Annotated in this window: 17 protein-coding genes, 2 tRNA genes, 2 rRNA genes and 1 pseudogene (1 of these 22 cut by a window edge); 12 read left to right on the forward strand and 10 right to left on the reverse strand. The window is 46.6% G+C overall.

Features of this window, described 5'->3' with window-relative positions:
* Positions 1–6: 6 nt before the first annotated feature.
* From BN3912_RS07030 to BN3912_RS07040, 3 genes are all read left to right on the forward strand, one after another.
* Positions 7–1,191: an AGE family epimerase/isomerase gene (locus BN3912_RS07030; RefSeq protein ID WP_023984901.1), complete on the forward strand. Its 1,185-nt coding sequence runs from the start codon at positions 7–9 to the stop codon at positions 1,189–1,191.
* Positions 1,192–1,204: 13 nt separating this feature from the next.
* The gene (locus BN3912_RS07035) at positions 1,205–1,972 is read left to right on the forward strand and encodes a creatininase family protein (protein WP_023984902.1); all 768 of its coding nucleotides are present in this window, start codon (positions 1,205–1,207) and stop codon (positions 1,970–1,972) included.
* Positions 1,973–2,137: 165 nt separating this feature from the next.
* Positions 2,138–3,241 (forward strand): Mrp/NBP35 family ATP-binding protein, encoded by a 1,104-nt coding sequence (locus BN3912_RS07040; RefSeq protein ID WP_023984903.1) that lies wholly within the window; start codon positions 2,138–2,140, stop codon positions 3,239–3,241.
* Between the two features lie 146 nt (positions 3,242–3,387).
* On the opposite strand, the gene BN3912_RS07045 is transcribed toward BN3912_RS07040, so the two are convergent.
* The 6 genes from BN3912_RS07045 to BN3912_RS07070 all read right to left on the reverse strand — a co-directional run bounded on the left by BN3912_RS07045 (position 3,388) and on the right by BN3912_RS07070 (position 10,430).
* Entirely contained in the window at positions 3,388–4,350 is a 963-nt protein-coding gene (locus BN3912_RS07045; RefSeq protein ID WP_023984904.1) for a hypothetical protein, read from the reverse strand.
* 238 nt (positions 4,351–4,588) lie between these two features.
* Positions 4,589–5,869, reverse strand: a complete 1,281-nt coding sequence (locus tag BN3912_RS07050; RefSeq protein WP_023984905.1) for an ABC transporter permease — start codon at positions 5,867–5,869, stop codon at positions 4,589–4,591.
* Between the two features lie 7 nt (positions 5,870–5,876).
* Positions 5,877–6,965 carry an ABC transporter permease gene (locus BN3912_RS07055; protein ID WP_023984906.1) on the reverse strand — a complete coding sequence of 363 codons (1,089 nt, stop codon included), beginning with the start codon at positions 6,963–6,965 and terminating at the stop codon, positions 5,877–5,879.
* Between the two features lie 92 nt (positions 6,966–7,057).
* Entirely contained in the window at positions 7,058–8,050 is a 993-nt protein-coding gene (locus BN3912_RS07060; RefSeq protein ID WP_023984907.1) for an HlyD family secretion protein, read from the reverse strand.
* An 18-nt stretch (positions 8,051–8,068) separates the two neighbouring features.
* On the reverse strand, positions 8,069–9,556 hold the full coding sequence (locus BN3912_RS07065; RefSeq protein WP_064972289.1) for a TolC family protein: 1,488 nt from the start codon (positions 9,554–9,556) through the stop codon (positions 8,069–8,071).
* A gap of 1 nt (position 9,557) precedes the next feature.
* Positions 9,558–10,430 carry a hypothetical protein gene (locus tag BN3912_RS07070; protein ID WP_023984909.1) on the reverse strand — a complete coding sequence of 291 codons (873 nt, stop codon included), beginning with the start codon at positions 10,428–10,430 and terminating at the stop codon, positions 9,558–9,560.
* A gap of 175 nt (positions 10,431–10,605) precedes the next feature.
* Between BN3912_RS07070 and BN3912_RS07075 the strand changes: the two genes are divergently transcribed.
* From BN3912_RS07075 to BN3912_RS07090, 4 genes and pseudogenes are all read left to right on the forward strand, one after another.
* The gene (locus BN3912_RS07075) at positions 10,606–10,830 is read left to right on the forward strand and encodes a DUF4492 domain-containing protein (RefSeq protein WP_004368621.1); all 225 of its coding nucleotides are present in this window, start codon (positions 10,606–10,608) and stop codon (positions 10,828–10,830) included.
* A gap of 45 nt (positions 10,831–10,875) precedes the next feature.
* A complete protein-coding gene (locus BN3912_RS07080) occupies positions 10,876–12,438 on the forward strand; it encodes a cytochrome ubiquinol oxidase subunit I (protein WP_036859928.1) in 1,563 nt (520 codons plus the stop codon).
* 21 nt (positions 12,439–12,459) lie between these two features.
* A complete protein-coding gene (locus BN3912_RS07085; RefSeq protein ID WP_023984911.1) occupies positions 12,460–13,602 on the forward strand; it encodes a cytochrome d ubiquinol oxidase subunit II in 1,143 nt (380 codons plus the stop codon).
* Positions 13,592–14,277, forward strand: a pseudogene (locus tag BN3912_RS07090) (peptidylprolyl isomerase). Before BN3912_RS07085 ends, BN3912_RS07090 begins: the two are co-directional and overlap by 11 nt.
* Here BN3912_RS07090 and BN3912_RS07095 read toward each other — a convergent pair.
* The 3 genes from BN3912_RS07095 to ftsZ form a co-directional block, all read right to left on the reverse strand.
* Positions 14,261–15,046, reverse strand: a complete 786-nt coding sequence (locus BN3912_RS07095; RefSeq protein ID WP_064972290.1) for a hypothetical protein — start codon at positions 15,044–15,046, stop codon at positions 14,261–14,263. The pseudogene BN3912_RS07090 and the gene BN3912_RS07095 overlap by 17 nt on opposite strands.
* Positions 15,047–15,057: 11 nt before the next feature.
* Positions 15,058–15,732, reverse strand: a complete 675-nt coding sequence (locus tag BN3912_RS07100) for a hypothetical protein (protein WP_064972291.1) — start codon at positions 15,730–15,732, stop codon at positions 15,058–15,060.
* 128 nt (positions 15,733–15,860) lie between these two features.
* Positions 15,861–17,327 (reverse strand): cell division protein FtsZ, encoded by a 1,467-nt coding sequence (ftsZ, locus tag BN3912_RS07105; protein WP_023984915.1) that lies wholly within the window; start codon positions 17,325–17,327, stop codon positions 15,861–15,863.
* 214 nt (positions 17,328–17,541) lie between these two features.
* On the opposite strand from ftsZ, the gene BN3912_RS07110 reads away from it, so the two are divergent.
* From BN3912_RS07110 to BN3912_RS07125, 4 genes are all read left to right on the forward strand, one after another.
* Positions 17,542–18,150, forward strand: a complete 609-nt coding sequence (locus tag BN3912_RS07110; RefSeq protein ID WP_023984916.1) for a hypothetical protein — start codon at positions 17,542–17,544, stop codon at positions 18,148–18,150.
* Between the two features lie 453 nt (positions 18,151–18,603).
* Positions 18,604–20,136, forward strand: a 16S ribosomal RNA gene (locus BN3912_RS07115).
* Between the two features lie 178 nt (positions 20,137–20,314).
* A tRNA-Ile gene (locus BN3912_RS07120) sits at positions 20,315–20,388 on the forward strand.
* A gap of 87 nt (positions 20,389–20,475) precedes the next feature.
* A tRNA-Ala gene (locus BN3912_RS07125) sits at positions 20,476–20,549 on the forward strand.
* A gap of 27 nt (positions 20,550–20,576) precedes the next feature.
* Here BN3912_RS07125 and BN3912_RS12515 read toward each other — a convergent pair.
* Positions 20,577–20,714 (reverse strand): hypothetical protein, encoded by a 138-nt coding sequence (locus BN3912_RS12515; protein WP_230204676.1) that lies wholly within the window; start codon positions 20,712–20,714, stop codon positions 20,577–20,579.
* A gap of 362 nt (positions 20,715–21,076) precedes the next feature.
* Here BN3912_RS12515 and BN3912_RS07130 point away from each other — a divergent pair.
* Positions 21,077–22,347: ribosomal RNA gene (locus BN3912_RS07130) — 23S ribosomal RNA — on the forward strand (it continues 1,682 nt past the right edge of the window).
* The 16S and 23S rRNA genes sit together here with 2 tRNA genes alongside, the layout of an rRNA operon.

Below are 22,347 nucleotides of genomic sequence, written 5' to 3' on the forward strand. Positions count from 1 at the left end.
ACAGTTATGGATTATCAGCAATATTTAAGAAAATGGTCGGCCTCATATAAGGCAGATCTCACAAACGATATTATGGCTTTCTGGCTCAAGCATGGGCTTGATAAGAAGCATGGAGGTATTTATACCTGCCTTAATCGTGACGGAAGTTTGATGGATACCACCAAGTCGGTGTGGTTTCAAGGGCGTTTTGGCTTTATCGCAGCCTATGCCTATAACCGTATAGAGAAGCGTCAAGAGTGGTTGGATGCCTCGAAGAGTTGCATCGATTTTATCATTCGGCACTGCACCGATGCACATGGAAGGATGTATTTCGAGGTAACTGAAGACGGTACTCCTTTGCGCATGCGCCGTTATTTATTCTCTGAATGCTTTGCAGCCATTGCAATGTCGGAATATTCCATTGCCTCCGGAGACAAGAGTTATGCGGAACGAGCACTCGAACTCTTTCGTTTGATCTTGCATTACAAGAACACTCACGGGCTTTTGGAACCCAAATATCTGCCGTCATTGCAATGCCAAGGGCACTCTTTAACAATGATATTAATCAATACGGCATCGCGTATTCGGGCGGCAATCGATACACCTGAACTCACTGAACAGATAGACCGATCGCTCGAAGAGTTACAGACGTACTTTTTACACCCTGAATTTAAGGCCGTATTGGAGACCGTGGGATTGCACGGAGAGTTTATAGATACATGCAACGGGCGCGTGATCAATCCCGGACATTGCATAGAAACGTCGTGGTTTATTCTCGAAGAAGCACGGCAACGTGGATGGGATAAAAAACTTACAGCATTGGGATTAAAGATATTGAACTGGTCTTGGGACTGGGGATGGGATAAGGATTTCGGCGGTATAATTAACTTCTGTGACTGCAAGAACTTGCCTTCGCAGGATTATTCGCAAGATATGAAGTTCTGGTGGCCGCAGACTGAGACTATTATTGCTATGCTCTATGCTTATCTCGCCACAGGTGAAGAGGAATACTTACAGCGGCATCAGCTTATTAGCGATTGGACCTACAGTCATTTTCCCGATCATACGTTTGGCGAATGGTATGGGTATTTGCATCGTGACGGTACTGTGGCGCAGCCTGCAAAGGGCAATATATTCAAGGGACCTTTCCATATTCCTCGCATGATGATTATGGGTTACACCCTTTGTCAAGACATTCTGAATAAATCATAATATATTTCTGACGATGAACAGAGAATTAGATTTGTCCGTATCTACCTACGGAATTGCACGTCAATACGACTATCCGGTTGTGTTACTGCCATGGGGCGCTACCGAACCCCATAATTTGCATTTGCCTTATATGACCGATTGCATCCTCTCGCATGATATTGCTGTAGATGCTGCGCAACAAACTTTCGAACGTTACGGTATACGTTGCATGGTGATGCCTCCTGTGAATATGGGTTCTCAAAATCCGGGACAGCGCGAACTCAGTTTCTGTGTACACGCCCGATATGAAACACAAAAGGCAATTCTTACCGATATCGTGGCCTCTCTCAACCATCAAGGATTTCGCAAATTGCTGATCGTCAACGGGCATGGAGGCAATACCTTTAAGAACATGATCCGCGACCTATCCGTGGAATATCCCCATTTCGTGGTGGCAACCAGTGAATGGTTCAAACTTATGCCTGCCAAAGAATTCTTCGATACCCCGGGAGATCATGCCGATGAAGTAGAAACTTCGGTGATGATGCATTATCATCAGGAGCTCGTAAACCTCGATGAAGCAGGGGCAGGCGAAGCAAAATCGTTCGCTATTCCCGCCTTACAGGAGGGACGTGTATGGATCCCGAGAGCATGGAACCGTGTTTCCGTCGATACCGGAATAGGCGATCCGCGCGGTTCTACGGCCGAGAAAGGCCGGATATTTGCCGAAGCCGTGGCCGCGAAATATGCCGAATTTATACGTGACTTTGCCACTACCGCACCTGAAGATATGTACCGTTGAACCGAAGAGTGCATCGTTTGTCAATGCGTAATGCCCGCACTATAGCCCGAAAGGATTTTTCCTTTTGGGCTTCTCTATTATTCGTATATTTTGATTATCTTTGCAACGAGCCCGTAAAACTATTGTTTCGACAGGTATACAGATACAATAAATTTTAGAAACATTATGACATTATATCCAAAACTCATCACGGATGCCTTAACTACAGTTATCTATCCCGGTACGAAAAAGAACTTGATAGAAAGCGAAATGCTTGCCGATGATGTAAGAATAGACGGCATGAAAGTGGCGTTCACCCTTATCTTTCCGCGCGAAACCGATCCGTTTTTAAAGTCTACACTTAAGGCTGCAGAGGCTGCCATACACTATCATGTAGACAAAGACGTGGAAGTTACCATCGCTACAGAGTTCAAATCGGCCCCACGACCGGAGGTCGGAAAGCTGTTACCTCATGTAAAGAACATCATTGCAGTGAGCTCCGGCAAGGGCGGAGTGGGCAAATCCACCGTTTCGGCGAACCTTGCGATTGCCTTGGCTCGCCTTGGTTATAAGGTTGGATTGCTCGATACGGACATCTTCGGGCCGTCTATGCCGAAGATGTTCGGTGTGGAAGACGCAAAAATATATTCGGTGGAAAAAGACGGCAGGCAACTCATAGAGCCGGTAGAGCGATATGGTGTGAGGCTTTTAAGCATCGGTTTCTTCGTTAATCCCGACACTGCAACGCTGTGGCGTGGCGGTATGGCCACATCAGCCCTAAAGCAATTGATCGCTGATACCGATTGGGGAGCCCTCGATTACTTTATTCTTGACACGCCACCCGGTACGAGCGACATCCATCTTACGCTGCTTCAGACGCTTGCCATTACGGGTGCAGTCATCGTAAGTACACCGCAGAGCGTGGCTTTAGCCGATGCCCGTAAGGGAATAGATATGTATCGGAACGAGAAAGTGAACGTGCCTATCCTCGGTTTAGTGGAGAACATGGCGTGGTTTACGCCTGCCGAACTGCCCGAAAACAAGTATTATATCTTCGGTAAAGAGGGCTGTAAGAACCTTGCCGAGGAGATGAATTGCCCCCTGTTGGCGCAAATTCCGATCGTACAGAGTATTTGCGAGAGCGGCGATGCGGGCAAACCGGCCGCTTGCAACGTAGGTTCAGCAACGGGACAAGCCTTTCTGAACCTTGCACAGGCGGTGGTTACGGTGACCAACCGGCGCAACAAAGAGCAGAGTCCGACAAAAATAGTGCAGGTAGATAATAACTGATAGGGATGGTAAATACGATATACGAATTTGCTATACTATAGGTGCGCTTTTCTGTAAAATATAATATATTGTGCCTGCAAGCAGGATAAAAAATGTTATTGCTATCATAATCGTGCAAATAAGAAGCGGGTATAAAAAGTTTGTTTTTATTCCTTATCGGCACGATGACGCCGCTGTTCGAACTCTTCTTTGCCTATGAAGTTCTGTCCCCCGATAGCTCCGCCGCCGTATTGCAGTACAACTCGGCGGTTCAGAACGATCATCGCGTCGTCTGACGTCAGCTCTTTGAGTTCATTATCTGTTAGAGGTGTGTCGTACAGACAGAAATAATAGGCGCCCATGCTTACGCGGTGAAAGAGCAATACGGCCGGATTACGACTGTAGTTGTCGATGTCTATCCCTCGGCAGCCCACGGCCTTGAGCCGCTGGTACAACGTTTCGAGCCGTTCGGGAGTGATGCCTGCCGTTTGTGCATGCCTTGTTTTCAGCATGCCGATGCTATCTATTTCGCGATTATAACTAATGCTGTGGCGCCCTTTTAGGAACAAACGGTCTACCTTTCCGTACCTGATGAACTCTACAGACAGCCGCGTGCTGTCGGGTAGACTGTAGCGGATGTCGTTTACAAACGTCTGCATATCGCGGCCATATTGTCGGTAGTGCGCTTCCATCGTGTCGGCATCGCACGTCTGACCGGTCTGTACGTCGGCGACGGCAAGCATACAAACCAGCAGCATGTTGATAGTGTGCAGCCATAACAGTTTGCGGCTATGGCGGTTGTTGCTGAAAAGCGACCGCACGAAAGAGTAGAAATAAAGGCAGGCCCCGGGGATTGTGATGAACCATAATGCCGCGAATAAGAATGTAATAACGACCATCGTGCCGTTTATATCGGCGGCAAAACAGAATACAAGCAGCAAAAATAATAGGGATAGGGTGGATATGCCAGTGGCGATATAGCACAGGACGATGCTGAACGGCATTCTTTCTATGGAGTTCGGCTCTGCTGTTTCTGCGGGCAAAACACTGCGCTCGGCACGCTTTGTTCGGCGGAATGCAAGCGCTGCCAATGCAATGGAAAGTACAAAGAATAATGCAATTATTATCATGTGGCGTGTACTTGTAACGAGTGCTGTTTCTGCCTTATCCGGCTATTTTTATATCCTTGTGCCTACAGATGTTCCATATAAACGTTTCAGATGGGTAATGTAAGGCGCTTAGAATGCTTATCTAAAGTATTTGCACGGCCTATTTGTCGCTGTCGTGGTTTATGTATCGAGGAATAAGGGATTATATATTTTCTTAAAATGCGTGGAACGTAATCGTGGCGAGGGACTGAAGTGTTGTTTATACCTGCCTGTTTTCGAGGGCCGATTTCGCCTTTGCAGCAGCGATATGTTTCTTCATCATGTTGATTTGTTCGATGGCGTGCCGGCGTGCAAGTATAATCTGATAGCGGTAGATGAGGCAGGTAGCGAAGAAATATACTACCACCTGTGTCCATAGAGCCTGATACTCGGCTTCGATATCGGCAAGAGTGCCGCCCATAGAACTGATGCGCAGGAAGCCTCGAACGCCGAAAGTGGAGGGGAAAATCGTGGCTATACCTTGCCAAATGCCCGGGATATTCGCCTGTGGCCATGATATACCTGTCATGAAGAGGAAAGGAACAGAGGTGAAAACTACCAGTAACATTACGTTCTCTCTGTAGCGTACAAGGCACGAAACCGCCATGCCGAAGAAGATACAAGAGCATAGGTAAGGCACCAACAGGCCTACAAGAGCGCTGGCAGATGCCATAGTTGTATAGCCGAACAGGCGCGGAACAACGAGGGTAAGATAGGCAGCCATGACGGCGTAAACCATGAAGTAACACATCGACTTGCCCAGCACGATGCGGAAAATGCCGTTATAATGCTTGCTTACGGGTACGAGGTCTTTGTAACGGTTGTTCTCTCGAGCCGTGCCGGCAGCAAGACCTATGCCCAGCAGAAGCGTCTGCTGGATGATGACCATGAGCACTCCGGGGATGATGGCATTGCCGTATCCGCCCGTTGAATTGAATATCTGTACCTCTTCAAAGGCAAGCGGTTGGGCGGTAATTTCCTCGTCTCGGGCGGTAAAGTCGTTGGATTGTGAAATCTGAATGCCGCTGTTGAGCTGCGAAGCCACTGCCTGTGCCGTTTGATAAATGGCTTTGTAGGTAAGCATGAGGCTCATGTCACAGTACACGCCCACATGGGATTGACCGCCTCCGCGGTAGAGGTCGGTGCCGAAGTCGGCAGGGAAATAAAGCACGCCGTGCACCTGTTGCTTGCCTACAAGGGCTTTTGCCTCATCTAAGTTATTGCAGTAATAGGCCGCTTTGGTATCAGGAGAGGCGTCGAATGCACGGATAAATTCGCGCGAAGCATGACTGTGTGAGAGGTCGACGATGGCAACGGGCACTTCGCGTACCACTTCATTGTTGTATATCCACGAATAGAGCAGGGGATAGAGCAAAGGAACAAGGATGAAAAAGATCAAGACACCCTCGTCTTTAACGGTGGCTTTCATCTCTTTGGCCCAGATGTAACACATGTCTCTCAGCCCTTCAGCGGTTCTATTTCGTAGTCCTTTGTTGTCCATCTTGCAGTTATGGTATGTATATATAGGTGAGCAACGCTTTTCGCATGTTCCTGATGGTGATGAGAGGAAGCAGGGCCATCAGGCACAGAGCCATGATATTGGGCCATGCGTTGCCGAGCGGAAAACCGTTGAAGATGCCGATTTGATAAATCATGTAGTAGTGGCGCAGCGGAAACAGCTGTGCTATGGCCTCGATCATCGGGTTCATTGCGAACACCGGATAGGTGGCCCCGCACACCGAGAAGCTCACTACAGCCCAGAGAGAGCATACGCTCATCGACATTCGGAGTGATGGCATCAAGCCGAAAGCGAATATGCCGAACCCCTGACAGGCCATGAGTGAGAGCAACGTAAGCAGAAGTATGGGGAACAGACCGCCCGGATGAGGGAACGACAATACATAATAAATGTAAAAATCGAAGCCGAGAAAGACAAGCAGGAATATCAGAAATTGCGGCAACATCTTACCTGCGAGCGCCACGAAGATGTTGTTATCGGCTAAGGCAAGCCACTCCTTGGAGCGCTTAAACTTGATTTCGGTGCCGATAGAGTAGGGGGTGATAAGGAAAATAAAGAGCATGAGCAGGCCCGGAACCATTGCTGTACTCAAATAAATGTTATAGTTGGCCCACGGATTTCCTATCATGTGCAGGTCTATGGCTATGGGTTGAAGGTAATTGCGTATCTCTCTGCCGGTCTTGCCAAGTGCGGATAACTTGGCCGAACCTACCGCTGCGGAGCCTAAGGTAGAGATGGTTTTAAGGTCGCGAAACAGGTTTGAGCCTGCTACAAGCGACACGCTGCTGTAATAAAACGAAATTTTGGGGCGGCGTGAGGACAATAGACCGTCGGTAGTTCCCTTGGGTATGAGCAGAAAGGCATAGATTTCGTTGCGCTGGATGGCTTGTCGGGCCTCGTTGATATTGGGATAATGAGCCACGACACGTGTCGTTTGGAAAGCATCTAAATTGCGTATGAGTGCGCGAGTTGTCGATGTGTTGTCTTGATCTACTATGCCTACGGGCATATCTTCGGGTGTCCCTTCGTTCATCAGCGATGTAAAGAAGAGGATAACCACAATGGGGAACACGACCATACAGAACCCGTAGATGGGATTGCTGCGCAGGAAACCGCATTCGCGGAGGGCTATTCGGTATATCTGACGAATGGTTTTCGTAACGAAAAGTTTTATTGTTCTTCCTTAATAATCAACGACATTCCCGGACGAAGACCGTCGAATTTCTGCAAAGGCCGTGCCTTTACCTCGAATGTTTTCAGATCGTATTGGCCGTTGGCCTTGGTTGCTTTCCACACGGCATAAGATCCTTGGTCTTTAATGTAGTAGACCTTCATCTTGATATCTTTGTTGAAAGCGGGTGAAAAGGCTGTGAACACACTTCCTACCTTCATGCCTTTCAGCTGGTCTTCGCGCACGTTAAAAGTGCCCCACATATCTTTCATGATCGATATACTCATGATTGGCGAGCCTATACCTACCAGTTCGCCCACTTTGGGGTACACATCACTGACCTCACCTTCTACTTGTGAGACCTGTACGGTTTCTTTTAAAAGCGATTTTACTACGTCTACAGCTCCCTTAGCAGCTTGTGCTTGCTTGGCTGCAGCACGTTTCTCTTCTTGGCGGGCGCCGTTTTTGGCAAGGTCGTATTGGCTCTTTGCGGCCCTTACTTGCGCCTCGGTAGCCTTATAGGCGGCAAATGCTTCGTCGCGTTTTTGGGCGCTCATCACCCCTTCATCGAACAAATGCTGCACGCGCTTGTAGGATTTCTCGGCGATGGTGAGTGCAGCTTCTGCCTGTTGCCAAAGCTCGTAAGCACCCCGTATCTGCTCTTTACGTGCGCCGTTGTCGGCCATATCGCTCATTGCGGTGGCTGCATCTTTCGTTGCTTCGGCCACTCTTTGCTGCGCACTTACCTCGGGTACTTCGAGAATAGCAAGGGTATCGCCCACATGTACATAGTCTCCTTCCTTTACACGCAGGTCGACAATGCGGCCCGGCAGCTTGCTCGACACGCGGTATTCCGATACTTCGACTTCGCCTTGTACTATTTCCGGCGTTCTTCCCAACGTAAAAAATCCGATGATTGCTACGGTTACAACCACTGCTGCAAAACCGATTACAGCAAGAAGAATATTGGTATGTTGTGTTTTTGCTGACATAATTCTTTCTTCTCTTTATTATTGTAATGTGCCAAGAGCCTTGTTCAGGTTCACTTGGGCTAATTTTACTTCGACCTCGGCATCTATCTTTTGGCTCTGTGCCTGTTGCCATGCAGTTTGCGCAGCCATGACATCTGTCGATTCCATAACACCCTCGCTGAAGCCGAGATTGGCACAACGAAGGTTCTCTTCAGCACTCTTTATGTTCTCATTTGCCATCAGAAGCCGTTTATAGGCTTCCTTTACTTTGAAGCGACTCTGTGTAATTTGCAACGCTATTTTTTCTTCCGCATCGCTGAGTTCCATCATTGCAATATTCGTAGTTGCTTTGGACGCTCTTATTTTATAGGAACTCTCGAACCAGTTCCATACGGGTATCTGTACGATAAGTCCCACGTTCCACACACCCGAGAAGTTTCTTTGAAATCCGTTGAATACATTGGGGTTCGAGATAAGATACCCGCCTGTGAGCGCTATATGGGGCAGATATTCGGCACGTATGATACGTGTATTCTGCTTACTTATATCGATTGTGTTTTGTAGCATTTTAAGTTCGGGGCGGGAAACGGTAGAAACATCGGTTGTATCTTCGGCGGGGTACGATGCATAGAGGGTTTCTTTGTGTTTGTCGTAGAGGCGGGTATCTTTGTCTAAAGGCAGTCCGCAGAGCTGGCACAGTAGCATCTTGGCGAGCGAGAGTCCGTTTTCTACCTGTGTTATCTGCATTTCTGCTTCGTTTACTTTTACGTCTACTCTCAGTCCGTCTGCACGGGTTGCCACCCCTTCTTTGATCATTTTCTTTACATCCGAGTCGAGTTTCTTCACCAAATCTCGGTAGCTTATGGCCAGTTTTTCTTTTTCTCGCAGCGATACAACCGTCCAGTAAGCCTGATCTATATTATATAATGTGGTTTGGGTTCGTAGGTTTAAGTCGTTTGCAGCCATCTTTTCGGTGATGTCGGCAATCTTGTTGGCGGCGATAATGGCGCCTCCCATATAGACCGGTTGGCGAAGCAGCACGGCTCCAGACCATACCTGTCGGGTGTCGGTGCGGAATGCATCGTTGATGGTCTGGCCCAATTGGTTTCCTGCTTGTGCCAAAGGTGTGCCCAAGGTGTTGAGCAAAGTTCCCATCTGTTGCCCCACTTGCGGCGTTATGATGCCCTGCTGCACCATATTGGTGATAATGCTGTTAAGATTGGTGCCGATGTTTCCCGATACGGTGGTGCCCAAATTGCCGAGTGCATTCTTCTGCCTGTCGTTGAGCAACGATATCTCTTTGCTGAACAACTCGTATCCCCCTATGGCGTCTACCTTAGGAAGATACTTGGTACGCATCGTTTTACGGGCGTTTCTTGCCACGTCTTGCTTTAATCGGGCTATGTTCAACTGCTTGTTGTTGCGCAATGCCATCGCTCTGCAACTGTCGAGTGTGAGCATCTGTTGTTGCGCTTCAACGGGTAAGAGTGCGCCGATAAGCATGAAAAACGTTAATACTTTTTTCATTTTATTTAAAAGTAAAGCTTCTTGATCCAATCATGTTTCCGTCGGCAAAGATACTTACTTGGTAAGTACCGCTCACGAGTGCCTGATCTACATTCCAATAAGTAGTTACTGAGGTCTGCTGTCCGCCGTACTCAATGGTCTTTTTCATCGAGCATTGCAGTGTTCGGTTTTCGTATTGGAATGCGCCTCCGTTACCCAAAATAGAACCTGTTGGCGAGGTTATTCGTACATAAATTGTGCGCATGCCGTTGGTTGCAGTAACGTTTTTTGTTATGCTGAAACTTACTTGTACGGTATTGCATTTCGAAATTCTATTAGTTGTTTTGCTGTGTTTGTCTATCAACGACATATCTATACCTACCGCATCGAGTTGCGAGGCAATGGCTATTTTCTCCGAGAGCGATGCTTTTTCTGTATTTAAGCCTTCGATCTGTCGCGTGGCTTCTGCATATTGACCTTTCACACGAGTATTCTCTGCCGTCAGATTTTGGTTCAGTCGGTTCAGCGAGTCTATTTCTATAACATAGCTGCGAAGCACCTGTCGCACCGTGGCAAGTTCTTTTTTCAGCCGCGCTATTTCGCGTGCGTCGCTGCTTTTTACTTGTTTTAGTTCTTCTAAAAGTCGTTGTGTCTTTTCTTGTTCGGCTGTCAATTGCGCCACAATGGAGTCGTTAGATATCTTAGTACGCATCTCGCTGTATTGATTAGCGAACTGCTGATACTCGTTTTCCATCTCTTTTTTATCGAGTTCTGCCAGCTCTTGCATCGCTTTGTTGGCTTCTTTCTGCTTGTTCAGACTAAATGTAAGGTATATAATGCCGGCAATAAGAAGCACTCCGACAATGATAATGGGGATTAAGACATTTCTCTTCATAAAAGAATTCTTATTATATAAAACAAGTACGCAAAGTTAAAATTTTTATCTTAATTAGCAAAGAATTTCAGAATACCAAATCTTTATTATATTAAAAATTTGCATTTTTATGGAAAAAAAGGACAATATTAAATTTTAATTTGTAATTTTACGGCCTAATTGAAAATATTACAAAGTGAAGAAAAGTGGTTATATATATAAGGTGTTCGACCTGTATTACGACGGTTTTCGCCACATGACGATCGGTAAAACATTATGGATAGTAATTCTTATTAAGCTGTTTATCATGTTTGCTGTGCTCAAAGTTTTTTTCTTTCCTGACTTTTTAAAAGAGAAAAGCAATGCAGGTCATGAAAACGAATATGTATCTAAAGAACTTTTGGAACGCTCTGGAAAATAGGCAAACACAAGCTGTTTAAAATATTATAAACCTAAATAAATTATGATTAACAACTTATTATTAGACATTTCTGCTGGAACTATCGACTGGTCGAGGGCACAATTCGCCTTGACGGCCATCTATCATTGGCTGTTTGTTCCACTTACTTTGGGGCTTGCAGTGGTAATGGGAATCGTGGAGACATGCTATTACCGAACCAAAAAACCTTTTTGGAAGGATGCTGCCCGTTTTTGGCAAAAGCTCTTCGGTATTAATTTTGCCATGGGAGTTGCCACGGGTATTATCCTTGAATTCGAGTTCGGTACCAATTGGAGTAATTATTCGTGGTTCGTAGGCGATATATTCGGCGCACCTCTTGCTATAGAAGGAATTATCGCATTTTTTATGGAATCTACCTTTGTGACTGTGATGTTCTTCGGTTGGAAGAAGGTTTCGTCTGGTTTTCATTTGGCCTCTACATGGCTTACCGGCTTGGGCGCAACCATTTCGGCTTGGTGGATTCTTGTTGCAAATGCATGGATGCAGTATCCTGTTGGCTGTGTTTTCAATCCTGATACGATGCGTAACGAGATGGTGTCGTTCTTTGATGTGGCTCTTTCACCCTTTGCCATCGATAAGTTTTTCCATACTGTTACATCGTCGTGGATTATCGGTGCCGCTTTTACCGTAGGGGTGAGTGCGTGGTATCTGCTGAAAAAACGTGAGCAAAAACTGGCTGTAGAGAGCATTAAGATAGGGAGTATCGTCGGTTTGATTGCCTCTGTTCTTGCTGCAATTACGGGTGATAATTCTGCTTACATGGTGGCCAAAGTGCAGCCGATGAAACTTGCAGCAATGGAAGCTCTATATAATGGCGGAACCGATCAGGGCCTTACAACCGTAGCGTGGGTAGACCTGTTCAAGCAACCTGATTATGCTAAGGAGAAAGAACCGGCTTCTCGTATAGCCATTCCCAATGCACTTTCTATCCTTGCTACGCATGATTCTCATGGATATGTGCCCGGTGTGAACGACATTCTCAATGGGTACACCAAAGCCGATGGTACCAAAGAACTCTCATTGCAAGAGAAAATAGAGCGTGGAAAGAAAGCCATTAGCGCTATGAAAACCTATAGAAGTGGCGATAAGAGTGCTGCTGTAAGGAAAACGATACAAGACAATATGCCTTATTTCGGATACGGTTATGTGAAGTCGGCCGATCAGATCGTGCCTTATATTCCGCTTACGTTCTGGTCTTTCCGTATCATGGTAGGTTTAGGAATAGTATTTATTTTGTTCTTTATCGTGGCTCTGTTCTTTGTTTATAAGAAAGACATTGCCAAACAACGTTGGCTACTTGTGTCTGCTATAGTCCTTGTTCCGTTGGCTTATATCGCAAGCGAACTTGGATGGGTAGTAGCCGAATTGGGCCGACAGCCATGGACTATCCAAGACATATTGCCCACATGGGCGGCCGTTTCCGACTTGCAGCCCGGTTCGGTTATTCTTACATTCTTTATATTCCTTGTACTTTTCACCGCGATGCTCGGCATAGAGATCAATATTCTTTGCAAGCAAATCAAGAAAGGCCCCGAGCATACTGATATTGAACAGATTGTTAACAATTAATCTTCTAAAAAAACAATAACAATGAGTTATATATTTTTGCAACATTACTGGTGGCTCTTGGTTTCTTTGTTAGGGGCTTTATTGGTCTTTCTGATGTTTGTTCAAGGCGCTAATTCGCTTATTTTCAGTCTTGGACGTAATCCTCAAGAGTATCGGATGGTAGTTAATTCTACCGGACGTAAGTGGGAAATCACCTTTACAACGCTTGTTACTTTCGGCGGGGCATTCTTTGCATCGTTCCCATTGTTCTATAGTACCAGCTTCGGAGGTGCCTATTGGCTGTGGATGGTTATACTTTTTTCGTTTGTACTGCAGGCGGTGAGCTACGAATTTCAGAACAAGAACGGCAATTTGCTCGGTGCTAAAACCTTTCAATGGTTCCTGATTATCAACGGAATCCTTGGTCCCTTGTTGCTCGGAGGGGCCGTTGCAACGTTCTTCGATGGCTCTAATTTCCTGATAGACAAAATGAATATTACCGAAGGATTGCAGCCCGTAATCAGTCGTTGGGCAAATGCAAGCAACGGACTCGATGCATTGCTCGATCCTTGGAATTTGGTGTTCGGCTTTTCTGTGTTCTTTCTTGCCCGCATACTCGGTATACTTTATGTAATAAATAATGTGGAGCATGAAGAAATAAGGGCTCGCGGACGTCGCCAATTGCTTATCAATACGGTGCCTTTTCTTATACTGTTTCTGTCGTTCTTGGTACGTACGTTGCTCAAAGACGGCTATGCATACGATCCTGTAACGGGAGTTATCTCGATGGAGCCGATGAAGTATCTGCATAATTTACTCGACATGTGGTACTTAACTGCGATACTTCTCGTCGGTGTGGCATTCTTACTCTTTGCCATTATCAAAACTGTAATGAACAAAGATTATATACGCGGCATCTGGCCGGCGGGTATCGGAGTGGTATTAGCGGTGCTGGTATTGCTGCTTTATGCCGGATGGAACAACACTGCCTACTATCCCTCTAATGTCGATTTGCAGAGCTCGTTAACGATAGCCAATAGCTGCAGCAGCGAATTTACGTTGGATGCAATGGCCGTGGTATCGCTTTTTATCCCGTTTGTACTGGCATATATCGTTTATGTATGGCGCGCTATGGACAGTAAGAAGATAGACAGTGAAGAGATAGAACAAGAAGATGCTTATTAAGAGATTAATTTTAACGGCGCTCTCTGCAGTGCCTTTCATACTCATGGCGCAGGTAGACAGCTTGCGCCATGAAGTGTTGTTGCAGACGAACAAGGGCGACATTCGCCTTGTGCTTTATAACGAAACGCCTCGCCACCGCGACAATTTTCTGAAACTTGTGCGTTCCGGTTATTATAATGGTAACTTGTTCCACCGTGTGATAGCCGGTTTTATGGTGCAATCGGGCGATTCTACGAGCCGACATGCCGCTGCCGGAGCCGTTACGGGCAACTATTCGCCCGACTACACCCTACCTGCCGAAATCGTATTTCCGAAATATTTCCATAAAAGAGGGGCTCTGGTAGCTGCTCACGAGCCCAACCAGACAAATCCGGAATATGCATTTTCGGAAAGCCAGTTCTATATAGTCTACGGAAAGTGCATGAGTGAAGATATGTTCGACCGTGCACAGAGCCGACTTGATATGGCTACCCACGATAAGATAAAACTGACTTCGGAGAGCGGAAAAGCATATTTCGAGTAGGGTGGAACACCATATCTCGACGGCCAGTATATGATTTTCGATGAGGTAGTGGAAGGAATTGATACCATTAAAATATGCAACATGCTGAGACAGAAGCCAATGGTCGACTGATAGAAGATATCAAAATATTGAAAGCTACAGTTGTGAAATAACCGCTTTCGGTGCACTTCCATATACTCGTTTAGCCTCCTTTTCGGCCTCTTCGCCACGTAGTCTCTTGTTCTGCAGATAATCTTTCAGGATGAGAGATTTCTCCTTGAACTGATATTCCTTCTTCAGAGTACCGATAAGGGCACGCAGTTGCATGTTGCGATAGTGCATATTCTCGTCGCCGATACCTATTCTTGAAGAGAAGAATACATTCTCTTTGTTTCGCGGATCGGCGTCGTAGTCAACTTTCTGCAATATTTTTCGATGCTCGATGGCGGGAAATAGTTTCGACAGTTCGAAGGTCCCGGCATGGCGTTCCTTGAAGAAATCGGGCGAAACGGCATGTTCTTGTTCGTTTACTTTACTTGCCAAATACGTGAGAACGTTGTTAGGACCGAATTTCGTCATACCGTCTGCGAACACTGCACTGCGTATCAGTGCCGAATAGTAATAGGTGTCGGCTGCCGAAAGCGATATACCTACGCACACCCGATTATCCATCTTATAGGCATCGTTGGCGCTTTGTCCGCGACGGTGCACGTAGAATTCGCCGAAATGGTTCATCTGTAGCTCGTTGCTATGTACGTAGGGATCTTCGAAAATGCCGGTTCTGTAGAAGTAACTTTCGAGTTCTATCGGGTACAGAGTGATGCCTTTAATGCTAAAACAATAGTGGTTGAGCAAGAGGTTGGTAGTTTCTTGCAGTGACTTAACGATGGTATCGCCGTTTTGCAGCGTACCCAGTTTTTCGATAATTTGTTCTAATTCCATGTTTTTATATTTTAAATGTTTTGGTCATCTGTTTCGTTTGTTGCTGTTATTTGGGCGACGTAGCCTTCTTCTACCTTAAAAACACGCCGCATACATATCAATAGATAAGCATTGAACAGCATTTGCAACCAACGTAAGAGAACAAGAAGATCGTCTTGCAGCTGGTCTGTGAGAAACGTTATTAGTAGTACAATAGGGGTAAGGGCGATTGAACAGAGCAGGAAAGCAATGCCCAATTGTCTGATACTACCGCTATGTCGGAATGTAAGAATGCAGCCTATCCAAATCTGGATAATGTAATGAATGAAACTCAACGCTTGGATGATGGTATTTAATTCAAACGAATTTGAAAAGTTATGGATATAAGAGATGTGCATAAATACGGTGCGCAATACATACAGAGCCCCCATTGCGAACCATAGATTGCTCAATGTGTTGCTTATGCTCATGCTGTTTTTCTGCAGCTGATACAGCATCCATAGCCACATAATGGTATTGATGAGCAGAACGGTGTATCGAACTGCCGGCGACAGAATGAGTTCTACCAGTACGTAATAGCCGTTGTAGCCCGTAATGGGTATTGCATCGGGTGCAGGATAATTGCTTAATACGAAAGTTACAAGAGAGAGTATCAGCCACAAATGGAACTGTTTATCTTGTTTCTGATCTACAATGAAGTGTGTCATAATAATTGTTTTGCGGTCTGTTTTTTATACTTTTCGGGGTGCACCCGATACGTTTATTTACACCTTATTATATATATAGGGCTCAGTACCTCTGGTTTTGCATGATACAGGAACGGTGTGCGTGTTCCTTATTTCTCCTCCGGATCTTGCGTAAGTTCGGTAATTTTCTTCATCAGTTCTTTCATCCGGTTCTGAAACGTCGACGGTCTTTCGTGCTCATGTCGGCTGTCGGTTTGTGGCAGAGGGGCCGTTTGCGGAGTTCTTTCGTAGTCGTTTTCGGGCGTTTGTTGTCTGCGTTCCGGTGCCGAAACTGTCTTTTGCGAGCTTGTTGCAGAAAGCTCGTTGGCAATAGAGCGGCCGCCTGCCGTCGTTTCGCCGGCAGTATCTTCTTGCTCTTCCGCCTCTCCGCCGGCATATACCGTTACGGGTATGCCGTCTATGTTGGTCTTAACAACGGGGCGAGTTATACATTTCGCTGTATTTCCGGCAACATTTTCTGTTGTTTTCAAGTCTGTGTGTTGATACGATTTATAGAGCTTACCGATCATACTTTCAAAATAATCTTCGTCTAAACCCTCTGTGCAGGCTCTGTTATTGTACTCGAAATCGTCGGCAAACCCCGTGGCAAGGATGGTTACTTTGGCATCTTCGTCGAGACTGTTGTCGTCTGAAACGCCCCATATCACGTCGATATTCGGATCGAGTGCGTCCATGAATGCGTCGATTTCGGTCATTTCTCTGACAAAGAGCGGGTGTTTTTCGCTCGTATAGATATTGAACAGTATGCGCCGGGCCTTATCTATGTCGTTGCCATAGAGTAGGGGCGAGTCCAGTGCATCGATAATTGCCTTCTGTACACGGTGCTCGCCGCCGGCACGTCCCATAGCCATGATAGCGCCTCCCCCGCCGCGCAGTGTCGTTTCAACGTCGCAGAAGTCGAGATTGATATCCCCCTCAACGGTGATAAGCTCGCTGATTGACTTGGTTGCATCGCAAAGTATCTGGTCTGCACGGCGAAATGCGTTCTTTATGGTTACTTCGGAATTGGTGTAGATGTCGCAGATGCGTTCGTTATTAATAATAAGCAACGCGTCTACATTGCGCCGCATCTCCTCTACACCTTTGAGGGCTTTGATGATTTTGCGCTTCTTTTCGAAGTAGAACGGTATGGTTACGATGCCTATAGTAAGTATGCCCATGCCTTTGGCCGCACCTGCAATAACAGGAGCCGCACCGGTTCCCGTGCCTCCACCCATGCCCGCAGTGACGAACACCATTTTGGTACCGTCGTCTAACAGGCGTTTGATGCTGTCTATACTTAGCTCGGCGGCCGCCTTTCCTATTTTCGGATCGGCGCCGGCCCCCAGACCTGTGTCGCCTATAGGTACCTTGACGGGGATCGGCGACTTGGCAAGAGACTGGCTGTCGGTATTGCATACGGCAAACGTTACGTTCGTAATGCCTTCGTTGTACATATTCTTAACGGCGTTACATCCGCCTCCGCCCACGCCAATTACCTTGATGATGTTCTTTGTTTTATCCTCTGTGTAGCCGAAATCCACTAAAGGCGTCGCCATTATATCGAATTTTTCCATGCTCTCTATTTTCTGTTTATTCTATGTTTATTTGCAAAAATATATTATTATTTCGAGATAACAAAGTTTTTGCAAGGCTTGCATGTGTTTATCGGGCTCTGGGGGTATCGCAGACAGACGTATGGTTCAACGGGCTTAGACCTTGTATCAATGTAGAATAGATGGCATATCTGTCTCGGAAGTATTTATAAGTTGTTTCTCCGATGTAGGAAGTTTGGCGGAAAATGATTATATTTGCAGCGTGAATACAGAGGCTGAAAATATAGCAAATGAGATACATGAACGCGTGCTGAAGCTGCAATGGATGGGGCGTAACGACCTGCTGTTGCAGAGCATAGGAGTGCCTCTATTGGAGCAACTTCGCATAGAAGCGGCCAAAGGAACACTGAGTCCGCTTCGTATAACGGCCGATTATCGCTTCTTTCTGACCGCTTATAATAATAAAGAGGTGGAGCTTTCACCTATTCATAAGGCGGTATATTTGTTATTTCTGGACCATCCGGAAGGCATAGAATTTAAGAAACTCGGCAATTATAAGGCCGAATTGAGGTCGCATTATGCGAAAACGTGCCGATGGCTCGATACTGTAAAGGTGGTAGAAGCAGTTGATAGGCTCGTTGATCCGCTCGATAATGCCATCAATGAGAAGTGTTCGCGCATCAAGAATGTCTTTTTGTCGCTGATGGACGAATATAGTGCCTCTTATTACATTATAAGTAGTCGTAATCGCAGGCATATTCAAGGAGCGTCGCATATATGGTTCGAGCGTCTGAAGTTGATAACACTCCCCCGAAATATGGTGATTTACGAGACAAAGACATAAGGAGTATCCTCGTTTTTTGTTTTTAATATTATTTTTTTTCTTTCTTTTTTCATTTTCTTGTTCAAATATTTGGTGGTTTTATATTTTTGTATTACTTTTGCCGTCGCTTTCCCCTGATGTGGGGGGAGTATGTTAGAAAGAGTTCTTTGACTAATTTACATAGGAGACAGAAGAAGTAGTACGAAAAAGCTATCCGTTATCATGTCTTTTTATTTATTATTTTGATGTGTTTTATGGATAGGGTAGGAAAATCATTCGACTTTGTCATTTATATCCTTGATTCAGGTTATATTTTGTCATTTGCATATCGTTTGTGATCCAATTTGAGCTAACTTATGAGCGTTTTAATACAGACATTTTAGGTATTTCGTGATATCCTTATAGGTTTTTAGGTTTGTTTTTATATCATTCCTTTTTTCCTTTTTGGTTATGTTAATACCTTATTAATATTTTACAATGTAGAGTTTGATCCTGGCTCAGGATGAACGCTAGCTACAGGCTTAACACATGCAAGTCGCGGGGCATCATGGGAGTTGCTTGCAATTTCTGATGGCGACCGGCGCACGGGTGAGTAACGCGTATCCAACCTTCCCATTACTACGGCATACCCCGTTGAAAGGCGGCCTAATTCCGTATGCAGTCCGAAGCAGTCATCTAATTTGGACGAAAGGTATTTTATCGGTAATGGATGGGGATGCGTCCGATTAGCCAGTCGGCGGGGTAACGGCCCACCGAGGCATCGATCGGTAGGGGTTCTGAGAGGAAGGTCCCCCACACTGGAACTGAGACACGGTCCAGACTCCTACGGGAGGCAGCAGTGAGGAATATTGGTCAATGGGCGTAAGCCTGAACCAGCCAAGTAGCGTGCAGGATGACGGCCCTATGGGTTGTAAACTGCTTTTATGCGGGGATAAAGTTGGGGACGTGTCCCTTTTTGCAGGTACCGCATGAATAAGGACCGGCTAATTCCGTGCCAGCAGCCGCGGTAATACGGAAGGTCCGGGCGTTATCCGGATTTATTGGGTTTAAAGGGAGCGTAGGCAGTTTTTTAAGCGTGCTGTGAAATGTACCGGCTCAACCGGTGATGTGCAGCGCGAACTGGGAATCTTGAGTACGCAGTAAGCAGGCGGAATTCGTGGTGTAGCGGTGAAATGCTTAGATATCACGAAGAACTCCGATTGCGTAGGCAGCTTGCTGTAGCGTAACTGACGCTGAAGCTCGAAAGTGCGGGTATCGAACAGGATTAGATACCCTGGTAGTCCGCACGGTAAACGATGGATGCCCGCTGTCGGTCATATTTGGTCGGTGGCCAAGCGAAAGCGTTAAGCATCCCACCTGGGGAGTACGCCGGCAACGGTGAAACTCAAAGGAATTGACGGGGGCCCGCACAAGCGGAGGAACATGTGGTTTAATTCGATGATACGCGAGGAACCTTACCCGGGCTTGAACTGCAGAGGAAATATCGAGAGATCGTGTTGCCCTTCGGGGCCTCTGTGGAGGTGCTGCATGGTTGTCGTCAGCTCGTGCCGTGAGGTGTCGGCTTAAGTGCCATAACGAGCGCAACCCCTTTTTTCAGTTGCCATCGGTTAAAGCCGGGCACTCTGTGAATACTGCCGCCGTAAGGTGTGAGGAAGGTGGGGATGACGTCAAATCAGCACGGCCCTTACGTCCGGGGCTACACACGTGTTACAATGGCGCGTACAGCGAGTCGGCCGTATGTAAATGCGGTCCAATCCTTAAAACGCGCCTCAGTTCGGACTGGGGTCTGCAACCCGACCCCACGAAGCTGGATTCGCTAGTAATCGCGCATCAGCCATGGCGCGGTGAATACGTTCCCGGGCCTTGTACACACCGCCCGTCAAGCCATGAAAGCCGGGGGTGCCTGAAGTCCGTGACCGCAAGGGTCGGCCTAAGGCAATACTGGTAATTGGGGCTAAGTCGTAACAAGGTAGCCGTACCGGAAGGTGCGGCTGGAACACCTCCTTTCTGGAGTTGACGTTCGTATGTTGATTTTTGGATTTGACGCAAATGCATTTAGTTTTTGTTTTTCCTGATTTTTTTGTGCGCTTTCCTCTGTTTTCCTTTGTATATTCTATACGCGAGAAGAATAAAGAAGCCGGGCAGCGTCGCCTTCCCTTGGCTTGGATGCCACCATGTTTTATAGAGTCCTATAGCTCAGTTGGTTAGAGCGCCACACTGATAATGTGGAGGTCGGCAGTTCAAGTCTGCCTGGGACTACCTTTGCGTTTACCGCTGCATGATTTGCTTTCGTGTCTTGTTCCCGATGGGAGTGGATAACGTTTTGGGATTATGCATTAGGTGCGGGGGGGATTAGCTCAGCTGGCTAGAGCACCTGCTTTGCAAGCAGGGGGTCAACGGTTCGAATCCGTTATTCTCCACAATATAGAAGCAGATGGCGCTACGGGTTAGAATACGTGCGTGAGGGTATCCTCTCCTGCCGTATCTGAGCCTTTGCCGATTTGCTCAGAAGGTATGGCTTGCAGTCGAAAGAAGTATTTCTTTTTCGATTCCATCCCTTTTCCTTCCAGTACGTTCTTTGACATATTGAAACAAGCAAGACTGTAAAGTAGAAACAGTTTCGATGAGAAACTTGCATGCCGCGGATGTTTAATATTTTTATTATTTTGTCGGCATGCCAACAAGACAGCTGAAAGNTTACGTTCTTTGACATATTGAAACAAGCAAGACTGTAAAGTAGAAACAGTTTCGATGAGAAACTTGCATGCCGCGGATGTTTAATATTTTTATTATTTTGTCGGCATGCCAACAAGACAGCTGAAAGTATGAGCGTATCCCTTTTCTTATATATATTATTATAATGTTCTTTTTTGTATTGTAGAGTCTTTGGACTGTGCATTTCAGTTTATGTGCATTGTGTTTTTATATGAATTATGGGATTTATCGTAAGAAACGAGATAAGGGCGTATGGCGGATGCCTATGCTCACGGAGGCGACGAAGGACGTGATAAGCTGCGATAAGCCGCGGGTAGATGCAAATGCTCTTTGATCCGCGGATTTCCGAATGGGACAACCCGGCCGTCAGAAGGACGGTCATCGTTAAGTTTGATTAACGAGGCGAACCGAGGGAACTGAAACATCTTAGTACCTCGAGGAAAAGAAAATAAGATAATGATTCCCCCAGTAGTGGCGAGCGACCGGGGAATAGCCCAAACCACCTGCGTGGCAACGCGCAGATGGGGTTGTAGGAGCGCGACATTGTACTTTTGATTGTGAGAAGAATCCTCTGGAAAGAGGTGCCATAGAGGGTGATAGCCCCGTATTCGAAGCATGATAAGACATAGCGTCATCCTGAGTACCGCGGGACACGAGTAATCCTGCGCGAATCCGCCGGGCCCATCCGGCAAGGCTAAATACTCCCGTGAGACTGATAGTGAACCAGTACCGTGAGGGAAAGGTGAAAAGCACTTCCATTAGAAGGTTGAAATAGTTCCTGAAACCATACGCCTACAAGCGGTCGGAGCATCGTAAGATGTGACGGCGTGCCTTTTGCATAATGAACCTACGAGTTACCGTCACCGGCAAGGTTAAGGGCCCTGAGGCCTGCAGCCGTAGTGAAAGCGAGCCTTAATAGGGCGATATAGTCCCCTTTGCGGGACAGGACGCACTCTGTGCGTATTAGTCGTTGGTGGTAGACGCGAAACCAAGTGATCTACACTTGTCCAGGGTGAAGTTCCGGTAACACGGAATGGAGGCCCGCACCAATAAGCGTTGAAAAGCTTCTGGATGAGGTGAGTGTAGGAGTGAAAGGCCAATCAAACTTGGAGATAGCTCGTACTCCCCGAAAGGCATTTAGGTGCCGCGTGCAGTGTTCCGCATGAGAGGTAGAGCGACCGATAGGACGCGAGGGCTTCACCGCCTATCAAGTCCTGATGAACTCCGAATGCTCATGCGCTGCAGCTGTGCAGTAAGGGTGCGGGTGCTAAGGTCCGTGCCCGAGAGGAGAAGAATCCGGACCGCCGTCTAAGGTCCCCGAGTTCTGCCTGAGTTAGTCTAACGAAGTCCGGTCCCCGTGACAGCTAGGATGTTGGCTTGGAAGCAGCCATTCATTCAAAGAGTGCGTAACAGCTCACTAGTCGAGGGTCTGGGCGTGGATAATAATCGGGTATAAGGCAGACACCGAAGACGCGGGATAGCAATGAAAATTAAAAGTATCGG

The organism is Prevotella phocaeensis, assembly GCF_900065875.1.
Lineage (GTDB): Bacteria > Bacteroidota > Bacteroidia > Bacteroidales > Bacteroidaceae > Prevotella > Prevotella phocaeensis.